The organism is Geomonas diazotrophica, assembly GCF_019063885.1.
Taxonomy (GTDB): domain Bacteria; phylum Desulfobacterota; class Desulfuromonadia; order Geobacterales; family Geobacteraceae; genus Geomonas; species Geomonas diazotrophica.
Map to the genome: position 1 here is coordinate 1695153 of NZ_CP077684.1, position 20584 is coordinate 1715736.

Annotated in this window: 9 protein-coding genes; 1 reads left to right on the forward strand and 8 read right to left on the reverse strand. The window is 64.9% G+C overall.

The window, feature by feature from the left end:
* Positions 1-28: 28 nt before the first annotated feature.
* The gene (locus KP003_RS07430) at positions 29-1243 is read right to left on the reverse strand and encodes a molybdopterin molybdotransferase MoeA (protein WP_217300546.1); all 1215 of its coding nucleotides are present in this window, start codon (positions 1241-1243) and stop codon (positions 29-31) included.
* Positions 1244-1424: 181 nt separating this feature from the next.
* Here KP003_RS07430 and KP003_RS07435 point away from each other — a divergent pair, with 181 nt between their 5' ends.
* On the forward strand, positions 1425-1931 hold the full coding sequence (locus KP003_RS07435) for a hypothetical protein (RefSeq protein ID WP_216791331.1): 507 nt from the start codon (positions 1425-1427) through the stop codon (positions 1929-1931).
* Positions 1932-1945: 14 nt separating this feature from the next.
* Here KP003_RS07435 and KP003_RS07440 read toward each other — a convergent pair whose 3' ends face one another.
* The 7 genes from KP003_RS07440 to KP003_RS07470 all read right to left on the reverse strand — a co-directional run bounded on the left by KP003_RS07440 (position 1946) and on the right by KP003_RS07470 (position 20583).
* Positions 1946-3298 (reverse strand): ATP-binding protein, encoded by a 1353-nt coding sequence (locus KP003_RS07440; RefSeq protein ID WP_217300547.1) that lies wholly within the window; start codon positions 3296-3298, stop codon positions 1946-1948.
* Positions 3285-3914: a hypothetical protein gene (locus KP003_RS07445; protein WP_217300548.1), complete on the reverse strand. Its 630-nt coding sequence runs from the start codon at positions 3912-3914 to the stop codon at positions 3285-3287. The genes KP003_RS07440 and KP003_RS07445 overlap by 14 nt, the downstream gene beginning before the upstream one ends.
* On the reverse strand, positions 3911-7546 hold the full coding sequence (locus KP003_RS07450; RefSeq protein WP_217300549.1) for an eCIS core domain-containing protein: 3636 nt from the start codon (positions 7544-7546) through the stop codon (positions 3911-3913). The genes KP003_RS07445 and KP003_RS07450 overlap by 4 nt, the downstream gene beginning before the upstream one ends.
* A 10-nt stretch (positions 7547-7556) precedes the next feature.
* Entirely contained in the window at positions 7557-8969 is a 1413-nt protein-coding gene (locus tag KP003_RS07455; protein WP_217300550.1) for a contractile injection system tape measure protein, read from the reverse strand.
* Between the two features lie 86 nt (positions 8970-9055).
* A complete protein-coding gene (locus KP003_RS07460; protein WP_217300551.1) occupies positions 9056-13456 on the reverse strand; it encodes a hypothetical protein in 4401 nt (1466 codons plus the stop codon).
* Positions 13457-13471: 15 nt separating this feature from the next.
* Positions 13472-16870 carry a baseplate wedge protein gene (locus KP003_RS07465; protein ID WP_217300552.1) on the reverse strand — a complete coding sequence of 1133 codons (3399 nt, stop codon included), beginning with the start codon at positions 16868-16870 and terminating at the stop codon, positions 13472-13474.
* Entirely contained in the window at positions 16867-20583 is a 3717-nt protein-coding gene (locus KP003_RS07470; protein WP_217300553.1) for a baseplate J/gp47 family protein, read from the reverse strand. Before KP003_RS07470 ends, KP003_RS07465 begins: the two co-directional genes overlap by 4 nt.
* Between the last annotated feature and the right edge of the window lies 1 nt (position 20584).

Here is a 20584-nt window from a genome sequence, read left to right on the forward strand (position 1 = left end):
TGTTGCGAAAGGAGGGGGGGGACGGGGATCACCCCTGCAGGGGGCTCATCTCGAAATCGCGATCCAGGAGAATGACGTCGACCTGCTCCCCTGCGGGATAGGTGGATTCCGGGGCCAGCTTCATCAGGCCGTTACCGAGGATGAGTGAGGAGAGGCGGCCGGAGCTCTGGTTGCCGGTGGTGGAGACGAGGTAACGCCCGTTATGACGCGACACGATGCCTCGCACCAGGTGCGGGCGGTTGCCCTTGTTGGCGGTCGATTCCTTCAGCTCGGCCTGGACCACCGGCCGGAAGACCCGCCCGTGTCCCATCGCCTTCAGCAGGGTGGGGCGGACGAAAAGCTCGAAGGAAACCATGGCGGCGACCGGGTTGCCGGGCAGGGCGAAGACCGGTTTTCCCTGCAGCGTCGCGAAGGCGAGCGGCTTGCCCGGCTTCATGTTCACCTTCCAGAAGCTGACGCTCCCCCCGAGCTCCTCGATGGCGGCCTTGACGAAATCGCGGTCACCCACCGAGACCCCTCCGGTGATCACCAGGAAGTCGGCGTTGAGCCCGGCCCGGATCTTGTCGCAGGTGGCCTCCAGGGTGTCGCGGGCGATCCCCAGGAGCACCGGGTCTCCCCCGGCATCCAGCACCTGGGCGGCGAGGCTGTAGCTGTTGCTGTTGATGAGCTTGCCCGGTTCCGGCGTCGCCCCCGGCTCGAGCAGCTCGTCGCCGGTGGCCAGTATCGCCACCCGCGCGCGCCGATGCACCGCGAGGGAGGTGCTCCCCATGGCGGAAAGCATGCCGATTTCCTGCGGGCGCAACAGCGAGCCGGCCGGGATCACCACGTCGCCCCTGGTTATGTCCTCGCCGCGTTGCCGCACGTGGTCTCCGCCCTTCACCTTGCCGCGCAGCACGATCCATTCACCGTCCTCTTCGACGTCTTCGATGGCGACCACGGTATCGCAACCGGGAGGAATCGGCGCGCCGGTCATGATCCTCACCGCCTCGCCCGGCGGGACCGGTTCGCTGCGCACCTCGCCGGCGGGGAGGAAGCCGCACACCCTGAGCCGGTTCTCCCTGACCCCTGCATGGAGGAAGGCGAAGCCGTCCATGGCCGAGTTGTCGGCGGCGGGGATGTCCCAGGGGGCGATATGGTCCTGCGGGGTGATCCGGCTCAAGGCGTGGAAAACGGTCACCTTCTCCGTTTCCAGCGGTGCGACCTGTTCGAGGATGATCCGTTGCGCTTCTTCGATGCTGATCATGGCGACGCTGCCTCCCTAACTGGTTATCGCCGGTCCGCCTGAGGGGCGGATCGGAACAGGGGCGGTTGTATCAAAGCAGGGACGGCACACGCAACTGATTTCCGCAGCTTGACACTCGTTCTCCGCATTGTACATTTGGTCCGGATATTTTTACCGCTTTGCGGGGGGAGTACAAGTAACGGTGAATAAAATCAGAGTATGCGTCAACGACATGATGCAGCAGGGGTACGTCTATTACCGGACCGAGCCGGTGGGGGAGAACTTTCATCCTGAGTTCAAGCCCGACCTTACTCCCAGGGAGATGCTGGAGATGGGCGTCTTCGGCGGGAAGTACATGACCGACTGCCGGGACGAGTTCCCGAAAGAGTGGTTCGTCAACGCGAGGCTCTGCCACGAACGGCACGTCGCGGAATACAACTTCTTCGGCGTCAACGCCTCCAAGCCGCTTTCCTACTGGCGCGAGAAGGGATGGATCTACAGCGACGACCCGCGCGGCTGGTTCCAGTGGTACTGCCGCTATTACATGGGGCGCCGCTGCCCGGACGACGCGCGCCAGATCAAGCGCTGGAAGGCGATGACGAGACACATCGCGCAGATCAGGCACAACTGCCCCGAAGGGGTGCTCACCTGCCGCAGGAGGCAGCGCCAGGCCTTGTTGCACTGGGCCTACGACAGCAGGAATTTCTGAACTGTCCCTCTCCCCTACACCACCTTTCCCTCCTTCACGTACTCCCTCAAAATCGCCTGCTCCAGCCGCTTCGGCTCCAGCCGCCGCGTCTTGTCCGCCAGCACCTCCAGCACACAGTAATGGATCACGTTCATGATCCCCGCCCCTGACAACTCGTAGCGGGCGGCGATCTGGCGCCAGTCGATCTCCTGGGAGATCTCGACCTGGGGGGGAAAGGCGTTGCACCAGATCCGGTAACGCTCCTCAGGGCGCGGCATGGGGAAGTGGATGATGGCCTGGAAGCGCCGCGCGAAAGCCGGATCGAGATGGTTGCGCTGGTTGGTCGCCAGTATCACCAGGCCGCGGTACTGCTCGATGCGCTGCAGCAGGTAGGAGACCTCCTGGTTCGCGTACCTGTCGTGCGCGTCGCGCACGTCGGTCCTCTTGCCGAAGAGCGCGTCGGCCTCGTCGAAGAAGAGGATCCACTCCTTGAACTCGGCCTTCTCGAAAAGCAGCGCCAGGTTCTTCTCGGTCTCCCCGATGTACTTGGAGATGACCCGCGATAGGTCGACGCGGAAGACGTCCCTGCAGGTGTATTTCCCCAGCAGGGTTGCGGTCAGGGTCTTGCCGGTGCCGGGCGGCCCGTGGAAGAGCGCCCGGTAGCCGTGCTGAAGTTTTCTCCCCATCCCCCATTCCTCGATCAGGGTCCGGTTGTGGTTGATCCAATTCTCTATTTCGCGTATCTGGCGCAGGGTCTCGGGATGCAGCACCAGGTCTTCCCACTCAAGCTCCGTTTCAATGGCCTGCGCAGGGAACTCGGCGCTAAAGCGGGGCCTGCCCACGGTCCCGAGGGTGACCCATTCCACCAGCTCGGGGTCGATGCAGAGCCGTCCGCTCATCACCGGTTCACCCGGACGCACCGGTTCCAGCCAGAGTATCCGCTTCTTCGCGAACCAGTGATCGCTTGTGAAGAAACGCTGCACCTCGATCCTCTTTCTCACGTCGTGCCCGGCCAGGATGTACTGCGCGGTCTCGCCGGTTGGGAGGATGGAACGCTGGTCCGCTCCGGTCACGCCGCCGAATTCGGGGAGTTCACCCCCTTCCGGGAGCAGTTTCCCCAGGATCTTGTTGAAGAACCCCGGGCGCAGGTGGGGCGCCAAGGCGATCATCACCGCGGCGAACTCCTCCCGGGTGGGGTCCTGGCTCTTGATGAACAACTCGATCGGCGAGTCCTCGCTGTAGAACTCCAGGGGAGGGGGGAGGAACTCCTCGGAATGTTCCAGGCGGACCCGGAGGTAGCCGGTAACGAGCCGGTTCAGCCACTCCAGGGCGAGCTCGAGGTTTACCGCATCGTCGCTTTCAGGTGGGTGGCGGCTATGCTTTGGCATGGATGACGCCTCCTGACGCCTGCAGGAAGGTGAGCACCGTGTCGGGGTACGCCCCCCGGAAAAAGGTTTCATCCCCCGACCCGAGGGACGCCCGCACATGGAACTCCCCGTTTTGCACCCGCACCACCTGCACCACCGGGTCGGGTGCCGGCACCTCTTTTCTGGCGGCGGTCAGCTCCTTGTCGGTGATCAGCCTGCGCGCGGTGTCCTTGGCCCTGTTCTCGGAATCGAACACGGCGACTGCCAGGCAGGAGTACGGCTCGAACTTGTAGCTCTCGACCTCCGGGGAGTAGTCGTCGATGTCGCTGATGCCAAGGTACCCGAGCTTGAGCGGCTCGACCGCGACCTGCACCCTGAAGTGGAGGGTGACCCGCCAGACGAAGTCCCACCTGGACTGCCACCCTTCTTCCTCCCAGTATTCGCTGTAGTAGTTGCACCGGTACGGCTTTATACCCCATTTGAGCGGCTCGGCGCCCAGGTCGAGCGCGCCGATCAGTGCCCCCACGAATCGCTCGGAGCCGCCCCCCACCTGGTCCGAATCGCCTCGGGTCAGGATGAAGTCCACCACCGTTCCGTCTGCGCTTACCGAAGGGTGCCAAAGGTATAACATGCTCATTTTCGTCCCTCTCCTGGTCCGCGGAAGTTGATCGTCACCGTCTTTTTGTAGCTCCCGGGGAGCTTGGCGCCCATGGAGCTGTTCTGGCTGTACGGCACCACCTCGAGCCCTTTGATGTCGTTGAAGTAATCCTTGCGCTTCTCCTGGTAAGTGTCACGCCCGTCGCTGTTCCAGTGGTCGACCACCGCCTGCTTCTTGTGGTCCACCGTGGGGGCCTCGTCGTAGGCCTTGGTCTTGTCCCAGAACCTGTTCTTCCACCAGTAAAGCTTCGGGTTGGTCCGGTGCCTGAGCTTGCCCGGGTCGTTGACCTGCTCGTCGCGCCACTCGTAGACATCCTTTCGGTAGCTCTTGCCGTAGAAGCTGTCGCGGATCACTTCCTTGGTGTCGTACCCGTCTATCAACACGTACTTGTGCCCCTTGCGGGAGACCAGCGCCGACTTGTGCTTCTTGAGCCGCTTCTTCCTGGGCGTCCCCTTCTTCGGGTTGACGCTTGCCTGGATCGAGTCGTAGACCTCGTCTTCGTCCGCAGGAGACTCGACCAGTTCCAGCGAGGTCAGCTTGTACTTCGCCTTTATGACCAGAAGGGATCGGGTGATCTCGGGAGAGTCCTTGTTCTCGTCGTCGAGAAGCGCGTTCGCCTCGGAGAGTGCCGCCTCCAGGTCCGCCTGCTTCTGCGCATCGGTCCTGGTCTCCTTCTTGCCGTCCTTGGCGTCCTTGGCGATCTCCTTCCCTTTCAGCTGCACCGGTTTAGCCGCTTTGCCACCCGCCTTGGGGGTGACGATCCAGTTGTCCCCCTTGGCCTGGATGTCGAAGGTGACGCCCTTCGCGGAAGACTTTATCTTGCCCAGTTCGGCGTCCAGCATGGCGCGCGTGAAGGGACCGTTGGCGCGCAGCGCCCCGAGGGGCTTGGCCGCAGCCTCGAGCATCTTGGCGGCATCCCGGTCCTTGGCCCCCTTGGGGTCGGGCTTGGCGGACTTCGTTCCAGCCGGCGGCGGGGTTCCCTTCCTGGTCGGTTTCGGCTCGGGCTTCTTCGGTGCCGGCTTCTTGGGCGGGATGGTGGGAGGCGGGATGCTCCCGTCGTCCTTGAAACTGCCGCTGCCGCTCCCCTTGGCGCCGGACTTCTCCGGCAGCTTGTCGTCCACCATGCTGGTCATGAACTTGGAGGGATCGAACTCCGGCTTCTTCAGCTCGATCTCCGGCACGGTTCCCGATCCCAGCACGTACTCCTTCACGACGGCGCTGATGCCGACAGGGTCGGCAAGCGGCCACTGCTTGGAGAAGAGCGGCCAGGTCCACCTATGATCCGAAATCGGCGACCACCAGGGTGCTTCCAGCGCGATGAAGAAATCCCCGCCCAGGTCGAGCATGGGCTGGGCCACGATATCGAGCGTCCCCCCGACGTAGAAAACGCCCGGGTCGCGATAGCCGATGGTGGGGCGGGCATCGGCGTAGGCCATGAGCCCCACGTCCACCTGGATGCCGACACCGAACTTCAGATCGTGCGAGGCGATCTCCACCCCGGCGCCCCCCTCCGCGCGCAGGCGCAGCCCGGCATAGGCGGAGATGTTGAAGGAGGCCGAGATCTGGATGAATTTCTGGACCTCCGGGTCGGTCGAGTAGGTGCCGAGGATCTCGATGTTGTAGATCTTCGCCGGCCCCAGCCGCGCCAGCGCCCAGAGGCTTATGTTGGCGAAAAGGTTCAGGTTGCCGATGACCGGGATCCCGTAATAGGCCTTGGCCTCGAACTTTACGATCTCCCGGTCGAAGTTCTTTTGCGGGAAAAGCGGGATCTCCCCCGGCGGCGCGATCTTGCTCACCACCGTCAGCAGGCCGCGTCCGTCGACCACCACCCACACCGTCCCGGCGAACCACTGGGTCAGGTGGAACTGAAGCTGCCCCGTGGCTGCGATGGCGCGGTTCTTCTTCTCCGGTTTGGGCGCCGGCACCGGCGGGGGAGGGCCGGCGGTCTGGATGTTTTCCTTTCCACCTGCCGCGGCGATGGCATCCTTCGCGTACTTGTTCGCGGAATCCATGTCGGTCGCGACGAAGGAGACCTCCCCGGACAGCTTGTCCGCGTTGTAGCCGGCCTTGCCGCCGATGTCGATCGTTCCGTCCGGTTTGTAGATGACCGTCGCGGAGCCGCTGAAGGACTTGTGGTTCACCGCGAGGGTGAGCTGCCCGGCCAGGGGCCCCTTGGTGTTGTCCAGCTTCAGGTCACCCTTCACCATACCCTTGACGTCGACCGTGGCGCTGGCGTCTATTTTGGGCTTGCCGACGTTCTCCACCAGGATGTTGAAGTTGGCGTCCAGGAAGCCGCCGACCTCCACCTTCAGCCCCTCGACGCCGAGGGTAAGCTTCCCCGATTCGAACCTGTTTATCGGCTTGGGGAGCTTCTCCACCTTGAGACCCACCCCCCCCAGGAGTTCGGAGTTTTTCTGCAGCGCACGCAGCCACTCGTTGCTGTTGGCTCCCTTTGGTTTCAGCGAGGCATAGCCGTCGGTGACTTCGTTGTTCCTGATGGTGAAATTGATGTGCATCCCGCCGATCTGGTCGGTCCACGGGTTCTGCAGGGGCATGGTCCCTTTGCCCATCGAGTCGAGGTTCTTCTTGCCGTCCATCCGGACTTTGACCCGCCCCTCCCCGGTCACCCCCTTCACTGACACCCGTACTTCCAGCCCCTTGTCCTTCGTTGCTTCGATCTCGTCTTTAACCTTTTGCGACGGGGCGAAGATAGAGGAGGAGAGGTCGACCAGCTCGGAGCTGGCCGGTCCCTCTGCCGCCGGAGGTGCTGTTTTGGGGGGGGCGGGCGCGGTTGCCCTCATCAGGGGCGGGCCCTGTTCGTCGCGCCTTTCCCGGTGCGGGTTTCCCTGCCGGGCCACAGCCTCGCCTTGCTGCAGCGTGTGACTCAACTCGTGGGCGATCAGCCTTTTCCCTTCGCTGGTTTCCGGCTGGTAGGCGTCGCGGGCGAAAAAGACGTGGTTTTGGTAGGTGAAAGCGCGCGCCGAGAGATCCTCCGACAGGCGTGCGGAACGGTCGTCGTTGTGGACCCGGACGCCGCTGAAGTCGTTGCCGAACCGGGGCTCCATGAAGCCGCGCACCCCGCTGGAGAGCGACTCCCCGCCGGAGGTGCTCTCCCGTAGCGCCGACTGCACCGATTCGCCTACGGCGGGAGCCGATCCCGACTCCGCACGCCGCAGTCTGTCGTCGGCACCTTCCGCCGGGGATTTTTGCTTTGGCTGCCTGCCCGGCCGCTCCTCGTTCCCCTGTTTCTGCAGCCGCTCTTCCTCGCGTTCCACCCGGTCTTTCTTTGGTTGCACTCTTTCTTCCTGGCGCGCGAGCCTCTCTTCCCCCGTCCCTGCCGGTTCTCCTGCCTGCTGCCGGTTCAACCGCTCGTCCGGACTCTCCGCCCTGGCCAGCCGCCCTTCGCCGGCCCGCTGCAGCTCTTCCCGCCCCCCGCCCGGGGCGGCCATGCGCATGACCCGATCCGCGCTCCGGTCCGCCTCCTGCTCCATCTTGTCGCCCGGCTTGCTGACCGTGAGCTTCCTTTGCAGCGTCGGAGCGATGAAGGGCTGCCTCGACAACTGCGCCGCGCCGGTCGAACTGGAGGAAGATTTTTCCGCGCACGATTTCATCGCCGCTCTCCTAGTTCCACTCCACCCACAAAAGCCTCGGCATCCAGGGCAGCTTCACCATCGAGATGCTGTACGGGAGCTGGTCCAGCAGTATGTCGTAGCTGTTCTTCTCCACCTGCAGCAGCCACTCGTCGTTGCCGCGCAGGGCGAGCTTGGCCGGTCGCATCAGGAACGAGCCGCGCAGGCCGTCCGCCGAACTGTTGCGCAGGGCTCCCCAGTGTGCGAGCAGGGCCGCGAGCAGTGAGTCGCACATCTCGACATCCCGTTCGGTTAGCCCGGCGTTGCGCGCCAGCGTGGCATGGAGCGGTATGTTGCACAGCACCTTGGCGAGCGCCAGCCTGTACTCGGGCTGGTCCAGGGATCCCGAAGCGAGGTACTGCAGCAGGGCGACGCCGCGCTCGGGGTGGATGATGCGATCGCCCCTGCATACTTTTAGTTCCTCGAACAGTCGCTGCAGGTAGGGATGCAGCAGAACCACGCCGCCGTTTTCGATGTAGATGCCATCCGCATCAGAATCGTCCCGTTGCGACTGATCCGCCGCCTGTTTCGGGGGCGCCGGCAGCTCCCCCCGAACGGAAGGCGCTCTGCTTTTCCGCTTCTTTTGAGTGTCCGCTTTGGCGGAAGTGGTCGCTCCCGGCCAGTGCCGCTCCAGGGCAGCGACCACCTCGGGACGCCCCTTTACCGGCCGGGGGAGCTCCGGAAAGGCGCGGGAGATGAGGTCGTGCTCGGTGACCGCGGTGTGATGTGCCGCCGCGCCGAAGGCTTGGCGCCAGACCTTCTCCCGGATCTGCTCCAGTGCAGCGGCAGGCAGTGCCAGGCTTGTCAGCCGCTCCAGCACCGCACCCAGCCGCATCCCTACCTGGGGCGCGATCATCGGCAGCAGCAGCGAGCAGAAGTTTTCCGAGAACTGCAGCAATAGCCTCGATATCGCCTGCTCTTCTCTGAGCGGGATCAGGGTCTCCTCCAGCACAGTCACGGTCGCATCGTTGAGGTTTCCGCCCAGCCAGCACTCCAGAAGTACCTGCTCCAGCTCCTTCCCTGCCGGAAGCTGGAACCACCAGGGGAGGCTTCCGTGCTCAAGAAAATGCAGGAAGGCTTCGGTCAACGCCTGCAGGCTGTTCCTGCGTCGGGATCCGTCCCGGGGATGTACGAACCCGTCGCGCAACGACTGCTTGACCCCTTCCTGGACCGAGTGGGGCAGGTCTGCTTCCAGCCGGTCCACCGGGATGGTCCCCGCGTCGATGACCAGCTCTTCCAGGAAGAAGTGTTCATCCTCGGGTACCTCCTCGTTGAGGGTGACCTCCATGACCGGCAGCAGGTAATCGTAGCAGAAGCGCTGCAGGCGCCGCTGCAGGCCGGCAGCCTCCGACTCCGCCCCGTCGAACTCGACGTGCAGGTGGCTTTTTTGAATGACATGCCGCATCGCGCTGGCTCCATCTCTGTCTCAGTAATGCGACCATTCCCTCCCCCTCTGGGGGGAGGGTGCCCGGAGGGCGAGGGGGAAAGGTTTTATAGGTCCTTCCTGGTGCCTCCAATGCAACCCTTGCGGGTGATCGCCGCCAGCAGCACCGGCCCTGCCACATGCTGCACCTGTACTTCCACCTTCTCCCCCACGTAGAACGGCTCACTGCTGTTGGCAAGCGGCAGATCCCAAACCCACGCGACAACCTCGTCGGGCTGCAGGTTGCCGACCTTGCCCTCCAGGGCGACTCCGTTGTCGCCGACACGCGCAAGGTTCATGTCGAGGTCGGGTGGCGGAGCGTCGCAGAGCTTGTGGTAATCGACATGGGTGCACTGGTTGCGCTCGCTGCAGTCAAACGACGGCACCCTGGTCTCCTTGTTCAGACGCTGGTTCACGAACACGGCGCCGTCGAAGGTCGCCCCGGCGGCATCGGGCTCGTTGCTGTAACGGATCATCATGGAGAAGGCCGGGTTGGGGCGGGCAAAACTGTAGCGGAACTCCAGGTTGAAGCTGTCGCAGGCGAAGTACTCGATGAACAAGGCGGCGAAGGGGTAGGCGCCGCTCGGCTGGTAGCTCAGGATCATGCGCCCCTGCGCGGCACCGGCCTGCTCCACCAGCGCCTGGTTGACCACCTCGTTCAACGCTTTCACGTAGCGACCGATGGCGTCGTCGAAGTTCTCGTTCAGGTGGCCCGCATCCGGTACCGGCAACCCGTCGGTGCGCAGGGTGATGTCCCTGCCGTTGAAGCGCAGACGCACCGCAGGCTCCTGCCTGTAGCTCTCGTAGCGCGCGTCCTGGAATGGGGGCTGCACCCAGAGGCGGTAGGCACAGCGCCGAGACTCCCCGCCGCAGGGGAGGTCGCAGGCCTGTTCGCAACTGTGCTGCACCTGGATGCTGGCGCTGCAGTTGTTGTGGTCGGTGACCGTAACCGAGAAGCTGTTGCCGTTTGGAATCGGGTCGGTGCTGAAGAAGTTACCGGTCACCTGCCGGTTGTTGGCCGTGAAGGGGGGAGTGCCCCCTTCGATGCGGATCGATGAGCGGAAGCTTGCGGTCCCCTCGCAGGTGAAATCGGTCTCCCTGAGGACGAGCTGCGGTGCGATCACCACGGTCTGGGGCGCGGCGGCAGCGCCGGCGGCGTCGTGCACGCTGACGCTGTGCCCCCCTACGGCAAGCTGGATCGGGCCGGTGAGAGGGGACGGTGCCGCCGTATCCACCTGCACCTGGTACGGGGCGGTGCCGCCGGTGACGGCTATCTCGACCGGTGCCTGTCCGTTGGCACCGGTGCAGCCGGGCTTGGCGGTGAAGGCCAAAGGCCTTACGCAGGAGTGCCTGAGGGTGACCGCAGCGCTGCAGTGGCGGGCATCCGTGATGTCGATCTCGATGTCGGTGTCGACCGGGAGGTTGCCGCTTGCGTACCCTGTCCCGTTCACCGTGCCACGGTTGGCAGAGTAGGGTGGCGTACCTCCGCTGATCTGGAACAGCGCGACGTATTCTCCTGTATCGCCGATGCAGTCGAACCTCGGTTCGCCCAGGACCAGCCGCTGCGGGACCTCGATGGTCTGCGGTGCCGATACCGTCCCCTCCTGGTCCCGCAGCGCAAGGGTGTGCGGCCCCGCTGTCAGCGCCAGCGCTCCTTCCAGGGGGTGGAAATCCTGCTGGTCCACCTTGACGCTGTACGGCGCGACGCCTCCTTCCGGGGTGACGGTGATTTCGGCCTGATTGTTCGCGTTGGTGCAGCCGATCTGCAGGGTGAAGCCGAGGGGTGGCGTCGGGAGCGCGAACTGCACCGGGGCACAGTCGGAGCAGCAGAGGTAGGGGAGGTAGAAGTCGGCGATCACGGCGCCGTCTGAAAGTTCCCGCACCGCCTGCTCGATGATGTCGGCCGCCCCGCTGGCCGGAGGCCGCACCACGCCCGGGTCGGGGACCCGCCCGGTGAAGGCCCCCAGCACCATCCGTATGTCCGGGTCCGCGGCGAACTCGGGGCGCGCGCCGATCCGGTCGAAGGCGTCCATCATGGCGGTCGGCACCACCTCGGCGCACAGCGACGTGGTGCCGGAGGGGGAGGTCGCGGTGGTGACCCTGCCGGTCCCGATGCGGCCCTCCACGTTGAGCCTGTTGCGCAATCCCCCCAGGTCGGTGCCTCTAGCCGGCGCTAATATCCTTGGTGGCGCCTCGTGGTAGACCACGATGAAGGTCCCTCCCAACGGCACCCCTGCCTTGTGCTGGATCCCGGGGTGGTCGCGCAGGAAGGCGCCCAGGTAGAGCTTCTGCTTCACCTCGCGGAGCCGGTCCTGGTATTCCCCCTCCAGCGCCTTGATCACGTCCAGGCGGCACTGGTACAGGATCGCCTCAAGCCGATCGTCCAGCTCCTCCCAGCGCAGCAGGTTCACGGCTCCCTCGATGCCGCCGGCCGCGTCCTCCCGCTCCTTCTCCACGGCCTCGGTGACCCGCATCAGGTCCCGGTACCGCTTCTCGAATGTGGCGTAGTCCAGTTCCGCCAGGGTGGGGGCGAATTCCTCGAAGAGCTTCACCAGGTAGACGATGACGTAGAAGATGATCAGGTTGGTCTGCCCCGCGTTCTGGCTGTTCAGGAAGTCGATGATGATGTTTGGATCTATCTCCGGGACCACGCCGCCGGGCTGGTTGGCGAGGTAATCCTCGAACAGGCGTCCCAGCGTCTGCGGCTGCACCAGGAAGCCGGGGGCGCACTGGGCCAGCAGGGCGAGCTGCGGTTTGACCGGCGCGGTGATCTTGGAGCGCGACTCGAAGGGGAGCGAGTAAAAATACTGCAGTTCCAGGCAGAGAAAGCAGGTCGACTCAGCCTTGACCGTTTCGTAGAGCGCCTCCAGGTCCTGGAAACGGCACCCCTTTTTGCCGACGTCCACCGGCACGTTCTCGTCGAATGCGCCTGTCCTCAGCGCGATCACCTCGATGGGGAGCCGGTAGCGCGACTTGAGCGTCAAGAGCGTGCTCATCACCCCCTGGTAGTTCTTGCCCAGGTGCCCCTCGATGCGCAGGAAGTTGAACGGTTCCAGGTCGTAGTTGAGCGCGTTGGTGACGAAGGGGGGCGCCGGCGGCTGGTAGGAGTCGGAGCGGTAGCCGAGGTTCCGGTTGGCCTGGTTCCGGCGCGTCTTTTCCGGGTCCCAGAGCCGGTACAGGGGGGGATCGCCGCTGAAAAGGTAGTAGTACGGGATCGCCTTGCCGCAGAGCGGCCCGTCCCCCAGCCTGCTCGGGGTGATGCGGATGGTGCCGTCGGCGGTGGGGAGGCGCGAGAAGCCGGAGAGCGGCAGCGGCGGTGCCTCGCTGAAGCGGGCCGCCATTTCCACCAGGCGCGCGAAGAGCTGTTCCAGTTCGAGAAGCCGCCCCTCGCCGCCCGAGAGCGCAGGGGAGGGCCAGAAGGGGGTCCGGTACAGCTCCGGGTTGCTCACCTGGTTCGGGAAGGGCACGCCGAGCATCAGGTGGCGCGGGAAGAGCATCTCGGGCGGGCAGCAGAGCGCGAACAGCTCGGCCCCCTTGCGGGAGAGGTCGTGCAGGGCGCGGGAGATGTCATCGAAGAGGTCGTAGTAATACTGCAGGAATTTCACCTGGGCCGTGGTGACCGGCGCGTGGTCCAGGAAGCCGAAGCGGCCGGTGAAACCGGCAAAGGGGTTGTCCGGGTATTTCTGCTTCACCAGCGGCTTGAACGCGTCGTAGGCGGCCGTGAGCGCCGTTGCCGTCTGCTGCACCAGTTTCTCCCCGGTGAAGACGGCTTGGAAGGCGGCATAGACCTCCTGGGAGGTGGCGGGGGCGGTGTTCGGGACGTCGACCCGGGGAAGGTGCAGCTCGGGGAGGTTCAGCCGCTCCAGGAGTGCCTCGGCCAGCTCGCTGACGCTCAGGCTGTCCTCGATGGCGTTGGCCTTGGCCACGATCTCCCTCAGGTCGTTGATCCCGATCAGCAGGGGGCGCACCCTGACGGAAACCTCGCTCCCCTTGTCGTCGCAGTTGTTCATGCCGCAGTTGCGCAGCCCTTCCTTCTTCAGTTCCAGGAACAGGAGCACCGCCTTGTCGGACAGAAAGCCCGCCGGGGTGGTGATCGGGGCCGTATCCGGCTCTCCCGCGGGGAAGAGCTCCCAGAGCGGGTAGGGATTCTCGTCCTTCATGAAGGGAGGGTAGGGGAGATCGGAGGGGGGGGAGTACTGCCGGTACCCCGTGAGGGGCGTGTCCTCCGGCTCGACGATCAGGTACCCCTGCGAGGTGACCCCGCACCCCTTGGTGAGGAGCACCGCGAGCCCGCCGTCGGGATCCTGGGAGAGCGGGATCTCCAGGCCGCAGACGATGCCGATGCCGATCAGGTCGGCGCGGGTGAGCCGCTCCTGTTCGTCCAGGTAGTCGAACACCTGGTTCAAGTGGGCGGAGGAGAGGACCTGGTTCATTTCGAAAACCGGGAAGTTATCTTGTGAAGGTTTCATCGCGCAGCACCTCGATCAGCTTCCTAGAGCCGTGGTACCCAGACGGACCGGGTTTTTGTCGTTGCCCTCGTCGCAGTCGTGCAGCGTCGCGGGGGGGTAGCTGTTGCTCAATGCGCCCAAAAGGTCGAGCACCACGCGCAGCCGGTAGGAGACCTCGCTGTAGGCGTGATACCTCTCCTCGAGCAGGGCCCGGACCTGGTCCAGCGTCCCCGCCTGGAAGGTGAGTCCCGCGCATGCCGGCGGCAGTTCGATCGGGAAGGTGGGAAGCGCGATGTCGGGGGAGAAGCTCCCGGAGCGGAACAGGCCGTCCAGCCACTGGTAGAACTCCACGCCAAAGGCGGTGAGCAGGGCGCGGGCGCAGTTGCAGAGCCGGAATCCGGTGCCGGTCCTCGCCTCCTTTGCCGACATGAGGTTCCGGGTCAGGATCGCCTCCACCCGCTCCTCCAGGCGCTCGTCCATCCAGTCGAAGGTTGCGTTCAGCTCCAGCCACTCGCACCAGGCTTTCTGGAAGCGCTGGTACTGCCAGCCGTAGCGCGCGATGTGGCCGAAGTGTTCCACCATCGACGCCAGCACCTGCGACCAGAGCTCGAAAGGAAGCACCACGCAGGCGATCTGCTCCGGTGTCACCTTGGCGTCGAACAGCAGTTCCAGCTCCATCTTCAGCGCGTCGGTGTGAAAGTGATCCAGGAACTTGTCCTGGTACCAGCCCTTGAACACCTGCGAGAACTCACGGTAGATGAGGATGGCGCAGGCGCACGCTTCGTCTGCGCTCGGCGCGAGCCCGTCCGCCTTGTGCCCGGAGCGCTCCAAAAGGGTGGCCAGCCTGGCGAGCACCGGGTCGCAGGGATCCTCCACGTAGCCGTCGTTGCCCACCCAGCAGATCTTGGCGACCAGGTGCGCCGGGACCTCCTGCCGGATGACCCGGTCGGCGTAGCCGCGCATCTCCAGGTCGGTATGGAACGGGTCGAGCCAGCCGGGCATGACCAGGGTGAGCCGGAAGGAGTAGGGATCCTCGGCGCCGCAGGTGCTGCACGCCCCTTCGGTGCAGGCGGGGTAGAGGGCGTCGCCGGGGAACTTCGGGCGCAGCAGCAGGTGCTCCACGACGATCATGCGCCGGTCGAGCTCGGGGTAGCCAAGGAGCAGGGCGATGCGCCGCCTGATCCCGGCCTGGTTGTCCGGGTTGCACGGGTCGTGCTGGTAGTCGAACCCCTTGCCGCGGTCGTGGCTGATCCTCGGGTAGTCGGCGAGAAAGGCGATCTTGTCCTTGATCAGTTGGTCCAGGGCGATCTCCTGCCCCAGGACCTTCGCCAGCAACAGTCCGTACTCGCTGAAGTCCTCGCCGAAGCGGGCCAGCAGGTGGTCCAGGAAGCGGTTTCGCCGCAGCCGGAATTCCTGCGCCGTCTCCAGCATTCCCTCCAAAACGGGCCGGGTGAGGCCGTTCACCAGCTCGGAATACCCCTGGATGGTCGCTTCGTCGAGCTCGGCGGCAAAGTAGGTCCGGCTCACGGCGGGGTCGAGCGAGAAAAGGTCGGCGGTGTGGGCGAGTTGGGCGAAGGCGTCGGCCAGTATCTGCTCGAACACCATCAGGTACGCCTTCATCTGCCGGGCCTGGGCCCGGCGCCGCGCCGAGGCGGTGGTGGAAAGCTGGTCCGGGCCGATGCCGTAGGTGAGCGGGAAGCTGTACTGCACCGGGAAGTAGGCCTCCGGATCCCGGTATTCCCCCTTGGGGATGTCGAGGTCGTCGCCCCTCCCCGGGTTCTTCAGGCGCTCCGCCTCGCCGCGCAGCAGGGTGAGCGTGTCCAGCGCCTCGTCCATCCGGGGGAGGAAGGGGAGTCCGTTCTTGTAAAAAAGAAAGCGCGAGGCGTTACGGTACAGCCGCGGCAGGTGCTGTTCGGACAGGTACACGAGCCAGTTTCCGCTTGCCTTGCCCGGATCGAAGATCGGCTTGCCGTCGCTGGAAAAGAGGGGGTCGTAGACCCCCTTGGCCGCATTCCCCTCGGAGTCGTACCTCGTGAGCTGCAGCTGGTTCACCGCGATGATCCCTTCGATGTCCATGAGCCGGTTGATCAGGTCGGACACGCACAGCACGGACCTGAGTTCGGCGGCATCGAGCTCCTCCTGTCTCAGGAAGCCGCTGTCGAGTTCCGGGCCGTTGAAGATCTCCTCCACCGGCATCCCCTGGTCCATGAGCTCCCGCAGCGTGTAGAAGGGGACCGGCGGGTTGAAGTAGCGCTCGATCTCGAACCAGATGCGCGCCTGCACCAGTTCGATGTCCGCGTCGGGCGCCACTTCGACGTCCGCGCAGGCCGCCACCTCCTCTATGCCGACTACCTGCACCCGGCAATAATCCTCGTCCAGGTTCCGGTGCGCCATCAGCGCCTGCTTGGCCGACGCCACCGCGGCGTCCTTGAGGCGCTCCTTGCGCCGGTAGCGCTGGATCAGGCCGTTGACAGACCGTTCTTCGAGCATCGCTTTCAGGGTGGCCACGGTCAGCGCGTCTCTCGTCGCAGCGTTGCCGAGCAGCCGCAAGGCGGCGTGCAGGACGATCTTCTTTCCGGAAGGGGTGAGCCCGATCTCGAAGGTGGCGTAGAAGATGGTGCGCCAGTGACCGCGCAGGTAGTCGTTGCGTCCCTCCTCGTCGAGGGTGGGGTCGGTCAAGAGGTCGTAGCTTCTGGTGGCTCCCAGGCGGATCAGCTTCAGGTCGATCGATGCGCCGTTGCGGCCGGCAAAGGCGTCGTCGCTCTCCAGGAAGAGCTGCCACTGGTCCCGGTCGGCCAGCGAGACCTCCTCGAAGCGCAACTCGATGATGAGCGAATGGCTTCCCTCCGCATCTGCGACGCTCGCGACCGATTCGATTTTGCGGTCGTTTAGGTCGCCCGCGTCCGGATCCTCCTCCAGTTCCAAAAGCGCCTCGTACAGCCCAAGCGGCCAGACCCGCAGCGGCGTGCGCTCGACCAGCTCCGGCGCCTGGTAGGATAGCGCCAGCCCTTCGTCCCCGCACCAGGCGTAATAGGCGGTGTCGCACGCGCACTCCTTGCAGACGATCCAGGCGTTTCTTACCGGCTCCAGGTCGATCAAGAGGCGACGGAAGTCGCTTTCGGTCCACGGGTTGACGGTGAGGATGGAGCGGGCCGTGAAGAAGGGCTGATTGGGGAAGGGGTGCTTCGGGTCCCCCGACGGTGCGACGGGCGCCAGGAGGTCCCTGATGTCCCAGCCGGTACGGTAGCCGAGGTCGGTGATGGCGTAGCACAGGGCCTCGTGGATGGCGATGCCCGAGTCGCTTTCGTTGTAGTCGGTCCACAGCCGGCTCGCCATCTGCTCGATGAAGCCGATCCCCTCGCGGCGCAGCCGGTAGAAATCCTGTTCCGGCGGCAGCGGCGGCTGTTTCGCTATGGTTGCCGAGAGCCGGGTCATGGGGCGCACCTGCATAGCTCGCCCGGGGTGGAGTCCAGGGCGGGGTCGATAAAGGAGACCTGGTGCTTCCTGGCCGAAACCAGGACCGAGATCGCCTTGGAGCCGGAAGCCTCGTTCACCTCCTTGGTCCTTTGGTTGTTGTCATCGTCCTGGTAGCTGTGGAAGAGCTTGAAATCGGTGACGCAATCGACGTAGGGGAGATCCTCCAGGAAGTTGATCAGAACCGACGAGCGCACCTTGCCGCCGAAGCTCGGGCTGCCGCCGCCGGGAGAGGCCCAGGGGGAGAGAAAGCGGACCAGCGCGTCCGAGATCTGCCGCTCGAAGAAGGACTGGTCCAGCCCGGGCAGCAGGCGCACCTTGCAGGCCACCCGGACTTCCTCGAACTGCGGGTTCTTCACGTGCAGCTTCACGAAGCAGGAGGTGCGCCGCTTCAGGAACTGCGCAATCTGTTCCAAGAGGCCGAGGCTCGTGTAGGGGCGCAGCGGGTCGCGCAGGTTCAGGAAGCGCTGGTTGGGGATGGTGACCACCGTGACGTGCCCGGGCGCCAGTTCGCGGTAGATGCCGGTGCCGCTTTGGTCAGGCTCGTACTGGGTGTGATTCAGGCACTTGACCCGGTACACCTGGGGGAACGCTTCCAGGACCAGGCGTTCGTAGTCCCAAAGGGCGATGGCGCGGTCCTTGTGCCGCAGCCTTTCCGAGATCCGCGTGTAGAAGTCCCGGGGCGACTCCTTGCCACGCCCCCCGAAGCCGGCAAAGGGCTGGCTGATCCCCTTCACGTCCGCGTCCGGCTGGTCGAGCTTCGAGATGGTTCCGGCGGGGAGGGGAGTGGCGCTGAAGGCGGGGTCGTTGCCGTGGTCGGTGAAGGTCGCCCTGAGCGCCTGTGCCGCTACCATGATCAGGCGGCACACCGAATCGGCGTTGCCGGCAACCGAGGCGCGCAGCCAGTGCATCCCCGGGGGGAGAACGCCGTTGTCGGCGGACGCCTCGCGCGGCACCGAAAAGGTGATGATGCCGGAATCGAGCAGCTCGCCGGTCCCGTCGCTCACCTGGTTCTTGCCGAATGGAATCCACTCGTTTTGCCGCAGGTAGCTCCAGTTGAGGTGCGGCTGAGGCTTGATGGAGAGGGGATCGGCACTCCCGTCCACCACCTGGAAGAGGAGGGCGAGGTTTTGGGGCGGTTTCAGGTCCGTAACGCCGATGTAGAACTCCGCCTCGTGCTTAACCGGCTGCCCCTGTGGGATCTTCAGGTCGTCGCGGTTGGCGTGTTTCATCTGGGGCAACAGGTAGATGGCGCTGTCCACCGACGGGAGCGCGGACTTTAGGTAGCCATGCTGTTCCGCCGTCCCGAAGGGCGCGACGTTGAAGAAACGGGCTAGACGCCTAAGGAACTGCCCCTGGTCGGCGCTGTTCAACGTAACCGCTTGGCCTGCCGAGTAGTCCAGGCTCAACCCGGTGACCACCGGTCCCACCGGCGGGGCCGGTTTGGTGCCGTCGTTGTTGGGATCGGCATCGGTGACCCGCTTGATGTAGTCGATGAGCGCCTGTTCGTAGCTCGCCTGGCCGAAGTCCTCGGACAGCCGCAGACGGACGAAGCCGTAGCGGGAGTCGGTGCTGAACGGCTCGTTCTCCGTCGAGTCCGGTGCGTCCAGGTAGGGGGGCGCATCGGCTGACTGCGGATCCCCCAACAGCGTGAAGCTCGTGCCGGTCACCGAAGTCTGCAGCGCCGTCCGGTACGGGTGCCAGCTTCCTCCCTGCAGGTACTCGGTGACCGCGTTCACCGTCTTGCCGCCGTAGGGCGCCGGGGTGGCCTGCCAGGTTACCAGGAGCGAGGCGCTGGTGAGCTTCTTCTGGAACATTTCCTTCGAGCCGATGACGAAGGTCTGGTTGGCGACCGGCGAAGGGCCGAAAGGCTGGAAGGGCTTCGAAGCGTCCACCGGTCCGAAGTCGTTGGCGAGCGCGGCCGCCTTCAGGTTCGCCACGTCCACGTCCAGTTCGAACCCGGTGATGGTGACGTCCTCCAGTGCCGGGTAGACGAAGGAGCGGTCGTCCTGCTGTTTCAGCTGCACCATCAGGACCGGCAGGTCCGTGTCGAAGTTGTAGCCGTGGATGTCGGCGGAGTAGGGGACTAGCGCCGGGTCGGCGCCGGAAAGGGCGAGCTCCAGCCTGAGTCCCCCCGTCACCTGGCTGAATGATACCGGGTCCTTAGCGAGCCATCCCTTGGCTGTGGTCAGGTAGCAGGTGACATCGTTGCGGAAGTCGCCGGATACCGGCACCGGCTGCTGGAAGGTGACCGTGACGCCGCGCTCCCCCTGGGCCAGAAACAGGTAGTGTGACGCGATGGCGAAGCCGACCGCGGCGCGGGGCATGTCGATCGCCGCCAGCATGCCGTCCTGGTAGCGCTTGTTGTGAAAGGGGTGCCAGGACTTGTCCACCGAGGTAAGTTCGGCCCCCTTGCCGTCGGCGGAGTTGGCGACCGGCGAGGCGAACAGGCGCCCCTGGTCCTTGTCGCTCGGGACGATGACCCCCACCTTTTCCGTACCGTGACGGTACAGCGTCTTCAGGTCGGCGACCTTGGCCTGGTTCGCCGCGAAGTCCTGGTCGGCGGCGTAAAAGGCGTCCTTGCCCAGGGCGTCTTTCCCCGCCTTGAACAGTTCCCCGGTAGGGAATAGTCGCGTCTCGACCTGCTTGGCCAGTTCCGCCAGCAGGTGCGCGTGCCCGGGTTGGGCGGGCTTCTCCTCTAGCCGCAGGATTTCGCGGTAGTAGAAGTCGAGGTGGCGCGCCGTGAGCGTGTTGGCGGCGTCGCGCGCGTAAGCGAACAGGCGCAGGAAGGCGAGGAAGAGGGCGTAGTGAGGCTGGTGGTCGTCCCGCCCGGTCAGGGTTTGTTCCAGCGACCTTTCCCCCTCGCTCGCCACCTTCACGTAGGCCTTGAGGAACTGGTCCAGGATCGAGGTGAACAGGTTGTGGGTCGCGATGTGGTTGATGCGCTGGAATGGCTCGATGCCGGTACCGTAGACCGAGGCGTCCGCAACTATGGCGCCTGTGTAGCCGGTCCAGTCAGGCGAGCCGTCGGTGATCCAGTCCTTGCCGAGACCCGCCTGGAAGATCGCGCTGAAGGGGACGGTGCTGGTTCCGAACAGCTCCAGACCGGGCTGCAGGTCCGCGATGAGACGCTCCGTGTCCGGGGTGAGGGCTAGGTCGGCCTTGTAGTAGGAGATGAGCCTGTTCAGCGCCGGTGCGAGTTGGCTGACCACCAGGTTGCGCAGCATCCCCTTCAGTGCGACGTCCGCAGGAAGGGCGTCCTTGAGCCGGTCCAGCTCCCGTGCCAGGCTCCCGGCGCTGCTGAAAAGGTAACCGAGGTAATTCTTCGCCTTGGTTTCGTCCGAGCCGAAACCGAGGTCCTTCAGGAAGTCGAGGTATTCCTTGATCCTTTGGCGGTAGAACTCCACGTCCTGCACCGCCGCGAGCGCGAGCTGCACCGAGATATCGCTGCCGAAAAAGGGAGCCCAGGTGCCGTCGATCGCGTTGTCGGCGTTGAAGTAGTTGAGAAAGGAGGCGTAGGCCTTGGCGAAGACCATGCCGTGCGCCACGTCGCGCTGGTCCACCGGCGCAAAACCCGGGTCGAGGGGGAGGGCGAGGCGCTGGTCCTGGCTGGTACCTTCCCGTACCGGTTTCAGCGCGTCCCTGTTCTGTTTGCACTCGTCAGATTGCGGCATA